The sequence below is a fragment of the Aeromicrobium sp. genome (genome assembly GCF_047606445.1).
In the GTDB taxonomy this organism is placed as follows: domain Bacteria; phylum Actinomycetota; class Actinomycetes; order Propionibacteriales; family Nocardioidaceae; genus Aeromicrobium.
The window spans coordinates 1-15,429 of sequence record NZ_JASGEK010000015.1 but is presented as its reverse complement, the minus strand read 5'-3'; the positions used below and the strand labels follow the sequence as shown (position 1 = coordinate 15,429).

Below are 15,429 nucleotides of genomic sequence, written 5' to 3'. Positions count from 1 at the left end.
CGCGCGGCCTGCGATTCAGAGCGATGGTCCCACAGTGGCCTCGCCGTCGGCAATCTCAGCGCATCTGTCGGCCGCGACGCCAGAAGACGGCGCCGGTGGCCAGGGCCATGAGGATGGTGAACAGCGTCAGCAGCGTGACGGCCGTGCCGGTGGAGGGCAGCAGGCTCGCGATGCCCGCGGACTCCTCAGCGGGGGCGGGCGGGTCCGGGATCGGCGTGGTCGCGGTGGTGACCTCGTCCGGTTCGGAGATCGTCTCCGGGCCGCCGGGCACGTGGCCGCGCGCCGTGGCGCTGTTGACCACGCCGCCGGCCTGGACGTCGGCCTCGGTGACCGTGTACGGGTCGGCCTGCAGCTCGGCGGTCTCGCCGGGGGCGAGCGGCGTGCTCAGCGGGGCCAGTCCGGTCACCCGCGGGTCGACGACCTCGACGTCTTCCATCGTGGTGTTGCCCGTGTTCGTGACCGTGAAGGAGTAGGCGATGGTCTCCCCGGCGTCGGCGGTGCCGTTGCCGTTGAGGTCGTCCAGGTCGGCGTGCTTCTCGACCGTCAGACCCGGCTGCTGCTCCTGCAGGTCGGCGTCGTCGTAGTCCTCGCCGGTGATCGTCAGCGGCGTGCCGCCGTCGGTCGGAGTGAACGTGCCCGACGCGGTGGCGGTGTTGCGCAGCAGGCCGTTGTCGATGTCGGTCTGTGTGACGGTGTACGTGCCGGTGAACTCCTGGCCGTCGCCGGGGGCCAGGTCGACCGGCGCGGTCGGGGTCAGCGTCGAGCCGAGGAGGGGGTCGCTCGCCGTGACGCCGGTGAGCGTCGTGTTGCCGGTGTTGGTGACGGTGATCGTGTAGCTCAGCACGTCGCCGACGTCGGCCGCTCCGTCGCCGTCGGCGTCGGTCGTCAGTTCGCTCGACTTCTCGACGGTGAGCTCCTGGTCGATCTCCGGGGTGTCGACGTCCTCGTCGGCGTAATCGGAGGTGTACGCGCCGGTCGGGCTGGTCGCGGTCGCCTGGGCCTGGTTGTGGACGCCGCCGGCGAGGATGTCGGCCTCGACCACGGTGTACGTGGCGGTGAACTCCTGCGTCGACGCGGGCGTCGTGCCGGGCGGCAAGGTGGCGGAGGAGGGGGAGACCGAGGCGACTCGCGGGTCGTCGATCGTGACGTCCGTCATCGTGACGTTGCCGGTGTTGACGACGGTGAAGGTGTAGGTGATGACGTCGCCGATGTCGGCCACGCCCGCCGTGCCGCCGTCGGTGGTGATCTCGCCCTCCTTGACGATGCTCAGCCCGGGGACGCGGGCGGGCAGGTCCACGAAGGTGTCGGTGTCGTCGGCGCTGGTGATCGTCTCCGGCGTGCCGCCGCCCGCCGGGGTGTACGTGCCGGTGGCGTGGGCGGTGTTGGTGAGCACGCCCGCGTCGACGTCGGCCTGGGTGACCGTGTACGTCGCGGTGAAGTCGTGGTACGAGCCGAAGGCCAGGTCGACCGGAGTGAAGTCGGCGTCGGCGAGCCGGGAGTCCACCGGGACGATGTCGGTCAGGTCGACGGTGCCGGTGTTGCGCACGCGGAAGGTGTAGGTGATGACGTCGCCGACGTCGGCCGCCCCGTCGCCGTCGGTGTCGGTGGTCAGATCGCTGGACTTGTCGATGCTCAGTTCGGGCGTGTTCGGGCAGCCGGTGACCATCTGCGGCAGGCCGAAGCGGCTGGAGGCACCGGTGGCCAGGGTGAGTCCGGTCTGAGCGAAGCCGACGTCGGCGACGTCCTCGGCGTCGGGGTCGTCGATCACGCCGAGCTGGCTCGTGTTGTTGCGGGCGATGTACATACGGCCGTCCGGACCCCGGCGGATCGCGCCGCCGCTGCCGAGCAGCCCGACGGTCTCCACCGAGCCTGCGACGTCGTCGGCTTGCAGGTCGTAGCGGTACACCGTGGCGGTGCCGAACAGCTTGGTGATGTAGAGGTAGCGGCCGCTGGGCGAGAAGTCGGCACCGTAGAGGTTGTCGCCGGAGTTGGCCGTCGTCGGCGCGCTCCACTCTGCGATCTGGCTGATCTGGCCGGTCTCGGCGTCGAAGTCCAGACGCCGGATGATCGACGCGGAGGTCGCGGTGCCGGTGCCGGTGGACGTCTGGACGAGCTGGGTGCGGTCGGCGCTGAACACGAAGGAGCTGTAACGCGCCAGGTTGTTGGTCGGCATGACGCTGGTGACCGGGTCGCCGACGCCGAGAGGGCCGTCACCGTCGGGGTCGGCCGGTCCGTCGCCGTCGAAGTAGAAGGCGTGGATGTTCGGCGAGTTGTTCTGCGAGGTGAGCACCCAGTAGCCGGTGCCGTCGTGGTTCGGGATGGAGGTCAGGCCCTCCCCGGAGATGCCGTTGCCGCCGAGTTGGACGGGCGACTGGGAGACGGCGCCGAGGCCGCCGTCGAGGCTCATGTCGACGACGGTGTAGTACAGGCGGCCCGCCGTCACGTTCTCTGCGCCGGTGGTGGTGACGACGAAGTACACGTCCGGCTGGGTGGTCGACGGGAAGGCGGCGACCGTCTGGGTCGCCGACGGGTTCGCCACCCCGCTGGCCCCGGTGCCCGTGGAGAAGGTGCCGCCGGTCATCGCCGTGTGGTTGCGGTTGTAGATCACCGCGCCGTTCGACCAGAATTGGAGGTTTCCCTCGGAGTCGGTGACGACGGTGGTGCCCTCGGCCGAGTTGCCTGCCCCGGTCACGGCCGTGGGCACGGCGCTGCCAGTGGCTCCGAAGTCGAGACCGGCGCTGTTGCCGAAGAACCACCAGCGCTCGGTGCCGCGGGTGTTGTCAGCCGAGCAGGTCTTCGGGGCGGCCTGGCTCAGGACGACGGGCGCTGCGGAGGCCGGGGGGGGGGTCGCCCCTGCGAACACCAGGGAGGCGCTGCCGACGGCGACGGCGGCGGCCACACGGAGAGAGTGGCGTAGAGAACGCATGAGAATAGTGCCTTCCTGGCGGGGTCGTCCGAATCACGCCGCAGGGGACGCGCTCGTGCATGATTTCACAGGAACTTCTCGGACAGGAATCTCACCCGCGCTTTCACCCGCCGACCCCTCGACCTCTGGGTGAGAGCCCGCTCCAAGAAAGGAGATGCACCCGCGATGAGAGACTTTTGTACCCCTCGCGAGAGAGTTTCGCCGGTTCCTGAGTCAACTGACGCAAGTCGTCAGGGGCAAAACTCTCTCACGAGGCTGGCGCTGCGCGCGGCGACCGGTGTCAGGCGGGCTGCTTCTCTTTGACGGCGGTGTGCCAGATGAAGTCGCGGTCGGGGACGGTGCGCAGGCGGCTCCAGTAGCGGAAGGTGAAGCCGGGCCAGATGGTGCGGTTCTTGCCCTGGCTGTCGAGGTACCAGCTGGTGCAGCCGCCCTGGCTCCACACGCCCTTGGACACCTTCTCCTGCAGCTTGTCGTTGAACTCGCGCTGCGCTTGAGGGGTCGGCTGGACCGCGCCCGCGCCGCGCGCGTCCATCTCGGCGAGCAGCTTGATGATCCACTTCGTCTGCTGCTCGATCATGAACACGACCGAGTTGTGGCCCAGCGCCGTGTTCGGGCCGAGCAGCATGAAGAAGTTCGGGAAGTGCGACACGGTGATGCCGTTGTAGGTCTCGATGCCGTGCTCGTTGAAGGTGTCCGACAGGTCGCGGCCGCCCTCGCCCTTGACACGGATCCAGTCGAAGGCGTCGGTGACGTGGAAGCCGGTGCCGTAGATGATGACGTCGACCTCGCGGAGGTCGCCGTCCTTGGTGCGGACGCCGGTCGGCGTGATCTCGGCGACGCCGGTGTCGATCAGCTTCACGTTGTCGCGGTTGTAGACCGGAATGTAGTTGTCGGTCTTGAGCACCCGCTTGCAGCCCAGGCGGTAGTCGGGGATCAGCTTCTCGGCCGTCTCGGGGTCGTTGATGGTCTTGCGGATGTAGGCCGCGACCTTCTTCTCGATGATGCCGGTGATGTTCTGCATCGGGCCGGTGAAGCCCAGTTGCGTGGACTCGTTGAACCAGTACAGCGCGTTGCGGTAGGCGCGGGTGCTGCCGGGCAGCTTGGAGATGAGGGTCTTCTTCGTGCCCTGGATGTCGTGGTTCATCTTGGGGATGACCCATGGCGCGGTGCGCTGGTGCACGTCGAGCTGGGCGACCTCGGGGGCGATCTGCGGGATGAACTGGATGGCGCTCGCGCCGGTGCCGATCACGGCGACGCGCTTGCCCGTCAAGTCGACGTCGTGGTCCCACTGCGCCGAGTGGAAGCGAGGGCCCGTGAAGGTCTCCGCGCCCTCGATGTCGGGGATGTTCGGGATGTGCAGGCCGCCGATGCCCGAGACCAGCACGCGGGCGTCGTAGGTCTCCTTGCTGGTGGTGACCGTCCAGCGCTGACGCTCCTCGTCCCACGTCGCGCCGGTCATCTCCGTGCCGAAGTGGACGACGTCGTAGAGGTCGTGCTTCTTCGCGACGCTCCGCATGTACTCCCAGATCTCGGCCTGGCCGGAGTACTCGCGCGACCAGTGCGGGTTGAGCTCGTAGGAGAAGGAGTACATGTGGCTCTGGATGTCGCACTCGGCGCCCGGATAGGTGTTGTCGCGCCAGGTGCCGCCGACGTCGTCGGCCTTCTCCAGGACGATGAAGTCGGTGCGGCCGGCCTCGCGGAGCTTCATGGCCATGCCCATGCCGGAGAAGCCGGTGCCGATGATGAGGATGTCGGTGCTGATCACGTTTCGGATACTATCGGTATCTGAAACGGATGGCTAGTGAGGCGGACGACGCATGGCAGCGCAGGCGGAACGGGTGACACGGGCCGAGCGGCAGGCGCGCACCCGTGACCGGCTGGTCGAGGTGGCCTCCGAGCTGTTCCTGGCCGACGGCTACGCCGCCACCTCGCTCGACAGCGTCGCGGTCGCGGCGGGCTTCTCCAAGGGCGCCGTCTACTCGAACTTCTCCGGCAAGGAAGAGCTGTGCCTGGCAGTGCTCGACGCGCTGCACGCCGAGCAGATCGAGGGAGTCGTCGCGGCCTTCTCCTCCGGCGCCGACCTGGAGACCCGCATCGAGGCGTTCGTCGCCTGGGCGCGGGCCGGCATCGGCAACCCGCGGCTGACCGCGCTGGAGGTCGAGTTCGCCGGCGGTGCGCGGCAGAGCGTCTTCGTCGCGCAGGAGTTGGCCAAGCGGCACCGGGAGATCCGGGCCGTCGCGGCCGAGCTGATCGCCGACGTGATCCGTCGGGAGGGCATGGACCCGGTGATGTCCCCCGAGGACGCCGCCACCGCCCTGCTCAGCCTCGGCATCGGCCTGGGCGCCATGCGCTCGCTCGACAAGTCCATCGACGTCGAGGTCTTCGGCCACGCCCTGAGGGCGCTGGTCCGCCCGAAGCGCTGACCTCCCGCCAAGGCCGCTGATGAAAGGCGACCATGACGAGGAGCGAAGCGACGAGCAAGCGCCAGGGCGACGGCGCCCCGCGCCGGAGCCCGGGTGAGCCGGAGGCGCCCCGGCGCCGACGGCGTGCGCTTAGTACCCGCCGTTGTCCTTGAAGCGCTGGATGCTGGCCTCGATCTCGGCCTCGGCCTCGGCGCGGCCGACCCACTCCGAGCCCTCCTCGACGGACTTGCCGGGCTCGAGGTCCTTGTAGGTCTCGAAGAAGTGCTGGATCTCGCTCAGGTCGAAGTCGGACACGTCGTGCACGTCCTGCAGGTGCTCGTGGCGCGGGTCCTTCGCCGGGACGCAGAGGATCTTGTCGTCGCCGCCGGCCTCGTCGGTCATCTTGAACATGCCGATGGCGCGGCACTCGATGACGCAGCCGGGGAAGGTCGGGAACGGGAGGATGACGAGCGCGTCGAGCGGGTCGCCGTCGTTGCCGAGGGTGTCGTCGATGAATCCGTAGTCGGCCGGGTACTGCATGGAGGTGAACAGCGTCCGGTCCAGGCGGATGCGGTGCGTCGTGTGGTCGAGCTCGTACTTGTTGCGCTCGCCTTTGGGAATCTCCACGGTGACGTCGAAGATCACTGGTCCTCCAGAATGTGTTCGGCCGGAAACGGGACTCCGGGCAGTCTCTATAGTCTGGCCCATGTGACGAATGACACCGGCAAGCGGGTGCGGGAGCGAAAAAGTCGGCCGTGGCTGACGGCGACGCTGTGGGCGACTGGCGTGCTGACGACGCTCGCGCTGATCGCCGTGACGGCGGTGGCCCATCAGGCCGGAGCGCTGAACGACTTCCTCTGCGGCGGCGACTGCGGGAACAGCGACGTGGCCGCGCCCGACGGCCTGGCCGCGCCGTCTCCGGCCTCTGCCGACGTCGCCGGCGAGCCGCCCGTGACCGCCGACGCCGAGGCGGTCGAGGCGGCCGTCGCCACGGCGCTGACCGAGCCGATGCTCGGGCCGCACGTCGGCGTCTCGGTGCGCCAGCTCGACGGCGCCGAACTGCTCAGCACTTCGACCGACACCTTCACCCCGGCCTCGACGACCAAACTGCTGACCGGATTCGCGGTGTTGTCCGCCCTCGACCCGCAGCAGCGCTTCACCACGACCACCGTGCTCGACGGCGACCGGCTGATCCTGGTCGGCGGCGGCGACCCCTTCCTCATGGCGACGCCGGACGACCGGGGCTTCGCCGCGCGCGCCGACCTGGCCACCCTCGCCGAGCGCACGGCGACGGCGCTGACCGAGCAGGGCGTCGCCCCGGTCTCGCTCGGCTACGACGCCGACCTGTTCACCGGCCCGGCCGAGAGCCCGGACTGGGAGTCGGGCTACGCCGACGTCGAGGTGGTCAGCCCGATCTCCGCGCTGTGGGTCGACCGCGGGCGCTACGGCGGTGTGCGGGCCGCCGACCCCGCACTGGCGGCGGCGACGCTCTTCGCCGAGCAGTTGGCGGCGCACGGCCTCAGCGTCGGCGCGCCGGTCGTCGCCTCGTCGCCCGACGGGGCCGCGCCGCTCGCCGAGGTGAAGGGCGGCACCGTCGCCCAGGCGGTCGAGCGCATGGAGCTGAACAGCGACAACGGGGCGGCCGAGGTACTGGCGCGGCACGCCGCCCTCGCCCGTGGCGGGGAGGCGAGCTTCGAGGGGGCCGTGACGGCCATCGGCGAGGTGTTGACGGGCGCCGGGATCGACACCGCACAGCTGACCCAGCTCGACGGCAGCGGCCTGTCCCGGCACAACCTCATGACCCCGTCGCTGCTGACCGAGGTCGTGACGACGGCGGCGAACGAGGCCCCGCAACTGGTCGGCGACCTGCCGGTGGCCGGCTTCACCGGCTCGCTCGCGGAACGATTCGAAGGATTGTCGGGGCGTGGCCTGGTCCGCACCAAGACGGGCACGCTCAGCCAGATCCACTCGCTCGCCGGGACGGTCACCACGGCCGACGGCGTCGTGCTGGCGGTGGCGGTCATGATCGACCAGGCCGACCCGGCGCAGGGGCTCGCGGCTCGGATTGCCGTCGACGCGGTCGTGGCCCGGTTGGCCGACTGCCGTTGCGCCGCTTCAGGCGCCGCTGCGTAACCTGGCGGCCATGGTGGACTGGCGCCTGGCGCGCGCGACAGGGGCCCGGCTGAGCGGCCGTGGCCCGCAGGTCACGACAGGAGAGGCCTCCGATGTCGTCGCGGAGCTGCGCGACGCCGCCCGGCGGGCGCAGGCCCCGGTGCGCGAGTTCACCGGCCTCGCCGCTCCCGAGGACGCCACGCCGGCGCTGGTCGTCGACCGTCCGCGCTGGATCGAGGCGAATCTCGCGACCTTCTCCACGCTGATCGGACCGAAGCTCGACGAGTTGCACGCCGAGTCGTCCGGCCCCGCGCGCCAGGTCAGCGGCGTGGTCGGCGGGCTGGAGCTGGGCGGCGCGATGGCGCTCGTGTCGAGCCGGGTGCTCGGCCAGTTCGACCCGTTCTGGACCGGCCCCGCCGAGGAGCCGGGACGGCTGCTGCTCGTCGCGCCGAACATCGTCGCAGCCGAGCAGAAACTCGAGGTCGACCCGACGGACTTCCGCCTGTGGGTGTGCCTGCACGAGGAGACCCACCGGGTGCAGTTCACCGCGAACCCGTGGCTGCCGGACCACCTGCGCGGCCTGATCCAGGAGTTCACCGACCAGACCGACAGCGAGTCGCTGGGGCATGTCGTCCAGCAGGCGATGCGCGCGGCGCGCGGCGAGATCGAGTTCTCGCTGACCGAGCTGTTCCAGAGCGAGGAGCAGCGCCGGATCCTCGACCAGGCCACCGGCGTCATGTCGCTGTTGGAGGGGCACGCCGACGTCGTGATGGACGGCGTGGGGCCGGAGGTCGTGCCGACGGTGGTCACGATCCGCCGCAAGTTCACCCAGCGGCGCGAGTCGGCCGGTCCGATCAGCCGGCTGATCGGCAAGCTGCTGGGCATGGAGGGCAAGCTGCGCCAGTACCGCGACGGCGCGGTGTTCGTCCGCGCGGCGGTCGACGCGGTCGGCATGGACGGCTTCAACGCCGTCTGGACCTCGCCCGAGACGCTGCCGACCCGCGAGGAGATCCTCGACCCGTCGCTCTGGCTGGCCCGCGTCCACGGTTGATCGCGTCATGAGCAGGCTGGACCCGTCGGTCGACGCAGGACGACACGCGGTCCGTCGGCGCCTGGCCGACCTCGACGCCGGAGCCGCGGTCCTCGTCGGGGTCTCGGGCGGGGCGGACTCGTTGGCGCTCGCCGCGACGCTCGCCTTCGTGGGTCCACGTCAGGGGTGGAACGTCAGGGCTGTGGTGGTGGACCACCAATTGCAGGAAGGTTCCGCCGAGGTCGCCGTGCGGGCCGCCGCGCAGTGCGAGCGACTCGGACTGGCCGCCGAGGTCGTGACGGTCGAGGTCGGAACCGGCGGCGGTCCCGAGGCCGCCGCGCGCACGGCTCGTCGCGACGCCCTGCGCGAGCGCGCCGACCACCACGGCGCGGCGGCGGCCTGCCTCGCCCACACGCTCGACGACCAGGCCGAGACGGTGCTGCTCGGCCTCGGGCGCGGCTCCGGGCCCCGCTCGCTGGCCGGCATGGCTACGCGCGACGGACTCTGGCGACGCCCCCTCCTCGACCTGCGCCGCGCCGACACCGAGGCGATCTGCGCCGTCCACGGCCTCGACCCCTGGCGCGACCCCCACAATCACGACCCCGGCTACCGCCGCGTCCGGGTGCGCCACGAGCTGCTGCCGCTCATGGACGACGTGCTCGACGGGGGCGTGGCCGCCGCGCTCGCCCGCTCCGCCGCCCACTACGCCCGCGACCTCGACCTCGTCGAACGCCTGGCCTCAGACTGGCTCGCCGACCACCCCGAGCCGACCGTCGCCGCCCTCGGACAGACGCATCCCGCCGTGCGCACCCGCGTCCTCCGCGCCCTCGCCGTCACCGCCGGAGCCGACGCCGGCGAGCTGTCCGCAGGTCACGTCGACGCCCTCGTCTCTCTCGTCACCGACCCGCGAGGCGGACGCCGGATCGAGCTGCCCGGAGGGGTCTCGGCGCGCCGAGAGCGTGATCGTCTGCGCTTCGCCCCGACGCCTGTGGCACGCTGAACCCGTGGACCGCGCAGACATCGAAGCCGACCTCGACCCGACGCAGACGCTCTTCACCGAGGAGCAGATCCAGACTCGACTGGCGGAGATCGCCGCCCAGATCGAGGCCGACTACGAGGGCCGCGACGTCCTGCTCGTCGGTGTTCTCAAAGGCGCGGTCATGGTGATGGCCGACCTCGCCCGCTCCATCGGCCGCCACGTCGAGACGGACTGGATGGCCGTCTCCTCCTACGGCTCGGGCACCAAGAGCTCCGGCGTCGTGCGCATCCTCAAGGACCTCGACGCCGACATCAGCGGCCGCGACGTGCTGATCGTCGAGGACATCATCGACACCGGCCTGACGCTGTCGTGGCTGGTCGCCAACCTCAAGTCGCGCAAGCCCGCGTCGGTCGAGATCGCCACGCTGCTGCGCAAGCCCGACGCCCTGCAGATGGAGGTCGACGTGAAGTACGTCGGCTTCGACATCCCCGACGCCTTCGTGGTCGGCTACGGCCTCGACTACGCCGAGAAGTACCGCAACCTGCGCTGCATCGGCACGCTCGCCGAGCACGTCTACAGCTAGTCCGTCGCCCCTGCGGGGTGGGGCCCGCGTGTACCGTGGCGCTACCGCAGAACGCGCAGCAAGCAGTCGCGGGGCGCCGTGCCCCGAGAGGGATGGAATGTGAAGAAGCTCGTCAAGGGGCCCTGGCTCTGGATCGTCGTCATCGCCCTTGTCGTCATCGGCATCTTGCAGTTCTCCTCCGGCGGCGACGGCTACCGCGAGGTGCAGACCTCGACGATGGTCGGCTATCTGGAGGACGGCAAGGTCGAGAAGCTGGTCCTCGTCGAGGGCGAGCAGGCCATCGAGGCGACCCTCAAGGAGGACGACGAGAAGGTCCGCGCGACGTGGGTCGGCGGCCAGGGCGCGCGTCTGGCCGAGGTCGCCGAGACGGCCGTCAATGACAAGAAGCTCAAGAGCTACGACGTCGAGAACCCGCAGCCGGGCTTCGGCGACTTCCTGCTGAGCCTGCTGCCGTTCGTGCTGATCCTGGGCATCTTCCTGTTCCTGATGATGTCGATGCAGGGCGGCGGAGGCCGCATCATGCAGTTCAGCAAGTCGCGCGCCAAGCTCATCACCAAGGACACCCCGCAGACCACCTTCGCCGACGTCGCCGGCTGCGACGAGGCCATCGAGGAGCTCGGCGAGATCAAGGAGTTCCTCTCCGAGCCGGCCAAGTTCCAGGCCGTCGGCGCGAAGATCCCCAAGGGCGTGCTGCTCTACGGCCCTCCCGGCACCGGCAAGACGCTGCTGGCCCGCGCTGTCGCCGGCGAGGCGGGCGTCCCCTTCTACTCGATCTCCGGCTCGGACTTCGTGGAGATGTTCGTGGGCGTCGGCGCGAGCCGGGTCCGCGACCTCTTCGAGCAGGCCAAGGCCAACGCGCCGGCCATCGTCTTCATCGACGAGATCGACGCCGTGGGCCGCCATCGCGGCACCGGCATGGGCGGCGGCCACGACGAGCGCGAGCAGACGCTCAACCAGCTGCTCGTCGAGATGGACGGCTTCGACGTGCGCGGCGGGGTCATCCTCATCGCGGCCACGAACCGTCCCGACGTGCTCGACCCGGCGCTGCTGCGCCCCGGCCGTTTCGACCGGCAGATCGGCGTCGAGGCGCCCGACCTCAAGGGCCGCCAGACGATCCTCACGGTCCATGCGCGCGGCAAGCCGATCGGCCCCGACGTCGACCTGGAGAGCGTCGCGAAGCGCACCCCCGGCTTCAGCGGCGCCGACCTGGCGAACGTGCTCAACGAGGCCGCGCTGCTCACCGCCCGCAACAACGAGAAGACCATCACGAACGCGGCCCTCGACGAGGCCATCGACCGCGTCATGGCCGGTCCGCAGAAGCGCACGCGCCTGATGAACGAGCACGAGCGGCTGGTCACGGCGTACCACGAGGGCGGCCACGCGCTGGTCGCCGCGGCGCTCCCGCAGAGCGACCCGGTGCACAAGATCACGATCCTGCCGCGCGGCCGGGCCCTCGGTTACACGATGGTGCTGCCCGACGAGGACAAGTACAGCCAGACGCGCGCCGAGCTGCAGGACAAGCTCGCCTACATGCTGGGCGGCCGCGCGGCCGAGGAGCTGGTCTTCCACAACCCCACCACGGGCGCCGGCAACGACATCGAGAAGGCCACCAACCTGGCCCGCGCGATGGTCACCCAGTACGGCATGAGCGAGCGGCTGGGCGCGGTCAAGTACGGCAGCGACAACAGCCAGCCCTTCCTCGGCGCGGGCGCCGGCCTGGGCCACTCGCGCGACTACTCGGAGGCCGTCGCGGGCGTCGTCGACGAGGAGGTCGGCGCGCTCATCGCCGCCGCCCACCAGGAGGCCTTCGACATCCTCGACGAGAACCGCGACGTGCTCGACGCGCTCGTGGTCGAGCTGATGGACAAGGAGACGCTCGACAAGGCGCAGGTGGCCCGCATCTTCGAGCCGCTGCGCCGTCGCCAGGTGCGTCCGGCGTGGACCGGCTCGGACACCCGTCGCCCGTCGGCGGTGCCGCCGGTCGTCGTCGAGGCCGCGCAGGACTCCGAGCCCGCCGACGGCGAGACGGACGCCTGAGCCGTGCCCGTCGACCAGGAGCGCGCCGAGGCCGCCGTCCGCGAGTTGCTGTTCGCCATCGGCGAGGACCCGGACCGCGAGGGTCTGCGCGACACCCCGGCGCGCGTCGCCCGGTCGTACGGCGAGCTGGTCGCCGGGCTCGACCAGGACCCCCACGAGGTGCTGACGGCCACCTTCGACGTCGGCCACGACGAGCTGGTGCTGGTCAAGGACATCGAGCTGTGGAGCCTGTGCGAGCACCACCTCGTGCCCTTCTTCGGCGTCGCCCACGTCGGCTACATCCCGGCCGTCGAGGGCAATGTCACCGGCCTGTCGAAGCTGGCCCGTCTGGTCGACGTCTACGCGCGTCGTCCGCAGGTGCAGGAGCGGCTGACCACGCAGATCGCCGACGCGCTGACCGAGGTGCTCGACCCGCGCGGCGTGATCGTCGTGATCGAGGCCGAGCATCTGTGCATGGCGATGCGCGGTGTGCGCAAGGGCGGCGCCAAGACGATCACGAGCGCCGTGCGCGGCCAGTTGCGCGAGGCCGCCACGCGAGCCGAGGCGATGGGCCTCATCACGGGGTCGTGACCGTTCCCGCCCTGCCGGGGCTGGCCGGTCGCGCGTCGGTCGGGCGGACTCTGGTGATGGGCGTCGTCAACGTCACGCCGGACTCCTTCTCCGACGGTGGCCGGTGGCTGTCGACGGAGGCCGCGGCGGCCCGCGGACGGCAGCTGGTCGCCGACGGGGCCGACCTCGTCGACGTCGGGGGGGAGTCGACGCGGCCCGGCGCGCTGCGCGTGGCGCCCGAGGTCGAGGTCGAGCGGGTCGTGCCGGTCGTGCGCGAGCTGGCCGCCGAGGGGATCGCCGTCTCGGTCGACACGATGCGCGCGCGGGTGGCCGCCGCCGCCGTCGAGGCCGGAGCCGTGCTCGTCAACGACGTGTCCGGCGGCCGCGCCGACCCCGACATGCTGCGGGTCGTGGCCGAGAGCGGCGCGCCGTTCGTGGTCATGCACTGGCGGGCGCACTCGGCGGCGATGCAGCGCGCCGACCACACCTCCTACGACGACGTCGTGGCCGACGTGGCCCGTGAGCTCGGCGCTCAGGTCGACGCGGCGCTGGCCGCCGGCGTGCCCGCCGACCGGGTCGTCGTCGATCCCGGCCTGGGCTTCTCCAAGACCGGCGAGCAGAACTGGGAGGTGCTGGCCGGGCTCGACGCCTTCACGACGCTGGGCTTCCCGCTGCTGGTCGCGGCCAGCCGCAAGCGCTTCCTCGGCGAGCTGCTGGCCGACGGCGACGAGCTGCGTCCCGCCGACGGCCGCGACGACGCCACCGCCGCGATCACCACGCTGTCGGCCCGTGCGGGGGCCTGGGGCGTGCGCGTCCACGAGGCCCGCCCGTCGGCCGACGCCGTGCGCGTGGTGGCGAGGTGGGAGGAGCGAGATGTCTGACCTCCTCGCCGCCCACCGGGCGCTCTACGAGGCCGTCGAGAGCGGCGACGTCGACCTGATGGCGTCGCTGTGGGTCTCCGCGCCCGACACGACCTGCACCCATCCGGGCACGACCCCGCTGCGCGGCACCCCGGCGATCCTGCGCTCCTGGACCGCGCTCATGGCGACGTCCGGCTACGTCCAGTTCTTCCTGACCGACGTGCAGAGCACGCTGCTCGACCCCGTGACCGCCGTCGTCACCTGCACCGAGAACATCCTGTCCGGCCAGGGCCTCGACGACGCCGAGAGCTTCGCCGGGGGCCGGGTGGCCAGCACGAGCGTGCTGCTCCGGCGTCGCGGACGCTGGCAGTTCCACTCGCGGCACGCCTCGCCGCTCATCGACTTCGACGCCGATCTGGAGGAGGACTGACATGGCGTGTCCCGAGGGGCTCGACCGGATCGAGCTGACCGGCCTGCGCGACGTCGGCTATCACGGGGTGTTCGAGCACGAACGGCGCGACGGGCAGGAGTTCTCCGTCGACGTCGTGCTCGGATTGGACCTCGAAAAGGCTGGACGCGGCGACGACCTGACCGATACGGTCGACTACGGGCGACTGGCCGACGGAGTTCACGCGATCCTCGTCGGCCCACCGACGGACCTGATTGAGTCGGTGGCCCTCCGTATGGTGGACTTGTGCCTGACGGACGCCCGCGTGCAGTGGGCGAGCGTCACGGTGCACAAGCCTCATGCGCCCATCACTCCCACGTTCACCGACGTGGCCGTCACGATAGAGCGGAGCCGACAGTGACCGAATCGCCCACCCCCTATGAGCTGAACGCCGACACCATGACCGGTGGGATGCGGCCGATTCGCCAAGCCGTCATCGCGGTCGGGTCGAATCTGGGCGACCGCCACGCCCGTCTGCAGGGCGCGGTCTCGGCCTTGGAGGACACGCCCGAGGTGCAGGTCGTCGCGATCTCCTCGGTGTACGAGACCGATCCGGTCGACGCGCCGGCGGGCTCGGGCAAGTTCCTCAACGCCGTCATCTTGATCGACACGACGCTGACGGTGCATACGCTGCTCGACCGCGCCCTCGCCATCGAGGACGCCTTCGGCCGTGAGCGCACCGAGCCGTCCGCGCCGCGCACGCTCGACGTCGACGTCATCGTCGTCGGCGACCGCGTGGCCGCCGACGAGAACCTCACGCTGCCGCACCCGCGTGCCCACGAGCGCGGTTTCGTGCTCGTGCCGTGGCTGGAGATCGACGCCGAGGGCCACATCCCGGGCCATGGCTTCGTCGCCGACCTCGTCGGCGATGTCGACACCAGCGGCATCGTGCGGCGTGAGGACCTCGAGATCCTCCTCTGAGCCCGCGCTCAGATGAACGCTGTCCGTCCGACGTCGGCGCGGCTGCTGGCCGTGTTGCTGTGCGCCGGGCTGATCGTCGGGGCCGTCTTCCCGGCGGTGGTCCGGCGGTGGGGCGGCTTCGTCCCGACCCTGTCGTGGACGCCCGCCGTCGTCCTCGGCGGCACGGCCGTCATCGTCGGCGCCGTCGCCTGGGGCGTGTGGCGGGCGGTGCATCGCGAGCAGTTGCGGGTCAACGCCGACCGGGCGATCACCCACCTGGCCTTGGGGCGCGCGTCGTCGCGCGCGGGGTCGTTGTTCGCCGGGCTCTACGGCGGCTTCGCGCTGGCGTACGTCGACGTCGTCGAGACCGCGAACGGCCGCGACCGGGTGGTCCACGGCGCGGGCGCGGTGGTCGGTGCGGCGCTCCTGGTCGCCGCCGGCCTGCTGCTGGAGCGCGCCTGCCGCCTCCCCGCAGGCGACGACGAGGACGACGACCCCTCCGACGCCGAGCCCACCCCCGCCTAGCGACCCCCGGAGGCGGTGAGTTGTCCACCTTTGCCGGGTGGTCGGTGGCTCATCCACCCTATGAGCGCTCATAGGGTG

Annotated in this window: 15 protein-coding genes; 12 read left to right on the top strand and 3 right to left on the bottom strand. The window is 70.9% G+C overall.

Going from position 1 to position 15,429, the window contains the following annotated elements:
* Window positions 1–55: 55 nt before the first annotated feature.
* A complete protein-coding gene (locus tag QM621_RS04005) occupies window positions 56–2,899 on the bottom strand; it encodes a hypothetical protein (RefSeq protein WP_414989067.1) in 2,844 nt (947 codons plus the stop codon).
* A 307-nt stretch (window positions 2,900–3,206) separates the two neighbouring features.
* Window positions 3,207–4,691: a flavin-containing monooxygenase gene (locus QM621_RS04000; protein WP_414989066.1), complete on the bottom strand. Its 1,485-nt coding sequence runs from the start codon at window positions 4,689–4,691 to the stop codon at window positions 3,207–3,209.
* A 52-nt stretch (window positions 4,692–4,743) separates the two neighbouring features.
* Between QM621_RS04000 and QM621_RS03995 the strand changes: the two genes are divergently transcribed.
* Window positions 4,744–5,349: a TetR/AcrR family transcriptional regulator gene (locus QM621_RS03995; protein ID WP_414989065.1), complete on the top strand. Its 606-nt coding sequence runs from the start codon at window positions 4,744–4,746 to the stop codon at window positions 5,347–5,349.
* A 129-nt stretch (window positions 5,350–5,478) separates the two neighbouring features.
* Here QM621_RS03995 and QM621_RS03990 read toward each other — a convergent pair whose 3' ends face one another.
* Complete coding sequence (locus tag QM621_RS03990) at window positions 5,479–5,973, bottom strand: inorganic diphosphatase (protein ID WP_414989064.1); 495 nt, start codon at window positions 5,971–5,973, stop codon at window positions 5,479–5,481.
* A gap of 63 nt (window positions 5,974–6,036) precedes the next feature.
* Here QM621_RS03990 and dacB point away from each other — a divergent pair, with 63 nt between their 5' ends.
* From dacB to QM621_RS03935, 11 genes are all read left to right on the top strand, one after another.
* Window positions 6,037–7,461, top strand: coding sequence for a D-alanyl-D-alanine carboxypeptidase/D-alanyl-D-alanine-endopeptidase (dacB, locus tag QM621_RS03985; RefSeq protein WP_414989063.1), 1,425 nt, complete (start codon window positions 6,037–6,039; stop codon window positions 7,459–7,461).
* 10 nt (window positions 7,462–7,471) lie between these two features.
* Window positions 7,472–8,491: a zinc-dependent metalloprotease gene (locus QM621_RS03980; RefSeq protein ID WP_414989062.1), complete on the top strand. Its 1,020-nt coding sequence runs from the start codon at window positions 7,472–7,474 to the stop codon at window positions 8,489–8,491.
* 7 nt (window positions 8,492–8,498) lie between these two features.
* Entirely contained in the window at window positions 8,499–9,470 is a 972-nt protein-coding gene (tilS, locus tag QM621_RS03975) for a tRNA lysidine(34) synthetase TilS (protein ID WP_414989061.1), read from the top strand.
* A gap of 4 nt (window positions 9,471–9,474) precedes the next feature.
* Window positions 9,475–10,032, top strand: coding sequence for a hypoxanthine phosphoribosyltransferase (hpt, locus tag QM621_RS03970; protein ID WP_414989060.1), 558 nt, complete (start codon window positions 9,475–9,477; stop codon window positions 10,030–10,032).
* A 99-nt stretch (window positions 10,033–10,131) separates the two neighbouring features.
* Entirely contained in the window at window positions 10,132–12,069 is a 1,938-nt protein-coding gene (ftsH, locus tag QM621_RS03965) for an ATP-dependent zinc metalloprotease FtsH (RefSeq protein WP_414989059.1), read from the top strand.
* Between the two features lie 3 nt (window positions 12,070–12,072).
* Window positions 12,073–12,639: a GTP cyclohydrolase I FolE gene (gene folE / locus QM621_RS03960; RefSeq protein WP_414989058.1), complete on the top strand. Its 567-nt coding sequence runs from the start codon at window positions 12,073–12,075 to the stop codon at window positions 12,637–12,639.
* A 56-nt stretch (window positions 12,640–12,695) separates the two neighbouring features.
* Window positions 12,696–13,499: a dihydropteroate synthase gene (gene folP / locus QM621_RS03955; RefSeq protein ID WP_414989078.1), complete on the top strand. Its 804-nt coding sequence runs from the start codon at window positions 12,696–12,698 to the stop codon at window positions 13,497–13,499.
* Complete coding sequence (locus QM621_RS03950) at window positions 13,492–13,908, top strand: nuclear transport factor 2 family protein (RefSeq protein ID WP_414989057.1); 417 nt, start codon at window positions 13,492–13,494, stop codon at window positions 13,906–13,908. Before folP ends, QM621_RS03950 begins: the two co-directional genes overlap by 8 nt.
* Window position 13,909: 1 nt before the next feature.
* A complete protein-coding gene (gene folB / locus QM621_RS03945; protein WP_414989056.1) occupies window positions 13,910–14,287 on the top strand; it encodes a dihydroneopterin aldolase in 378 nt (125 codons plus the stop codon).
* The gene (folK, locus tag QM621_RS03940; RefSeq protein WP_414989055.1) at window positions 14,284–14,847 is read left to right on the top strand and encodes a 2-amino-4-hydroxy-6-hydroxymethyldihydropteridine diphosphokinase; all 564 of its coding nucleotides are present in this window, start codon (window positions 14,284–14,286) and stop codon (window positions 14,845–14,847) included. Before folB ends, folK begins: the two co-directional genes overlap by 4 nt.
* A gap of 12 nt (window positions 14,848–14,859) precedes the next feature.
* Window positions 14,860–15,351, top strand: coding sequence for a DUF3180 domain-containing protein (locus QM621_RS03935; protein WP_414989054.1), 492 nt, complete (start codon window positions 14,860–14,862; stop codon window positions 15,349–15,351).
* Window positions 15,352–15,429: the final 78 nt, after the last annotated feature.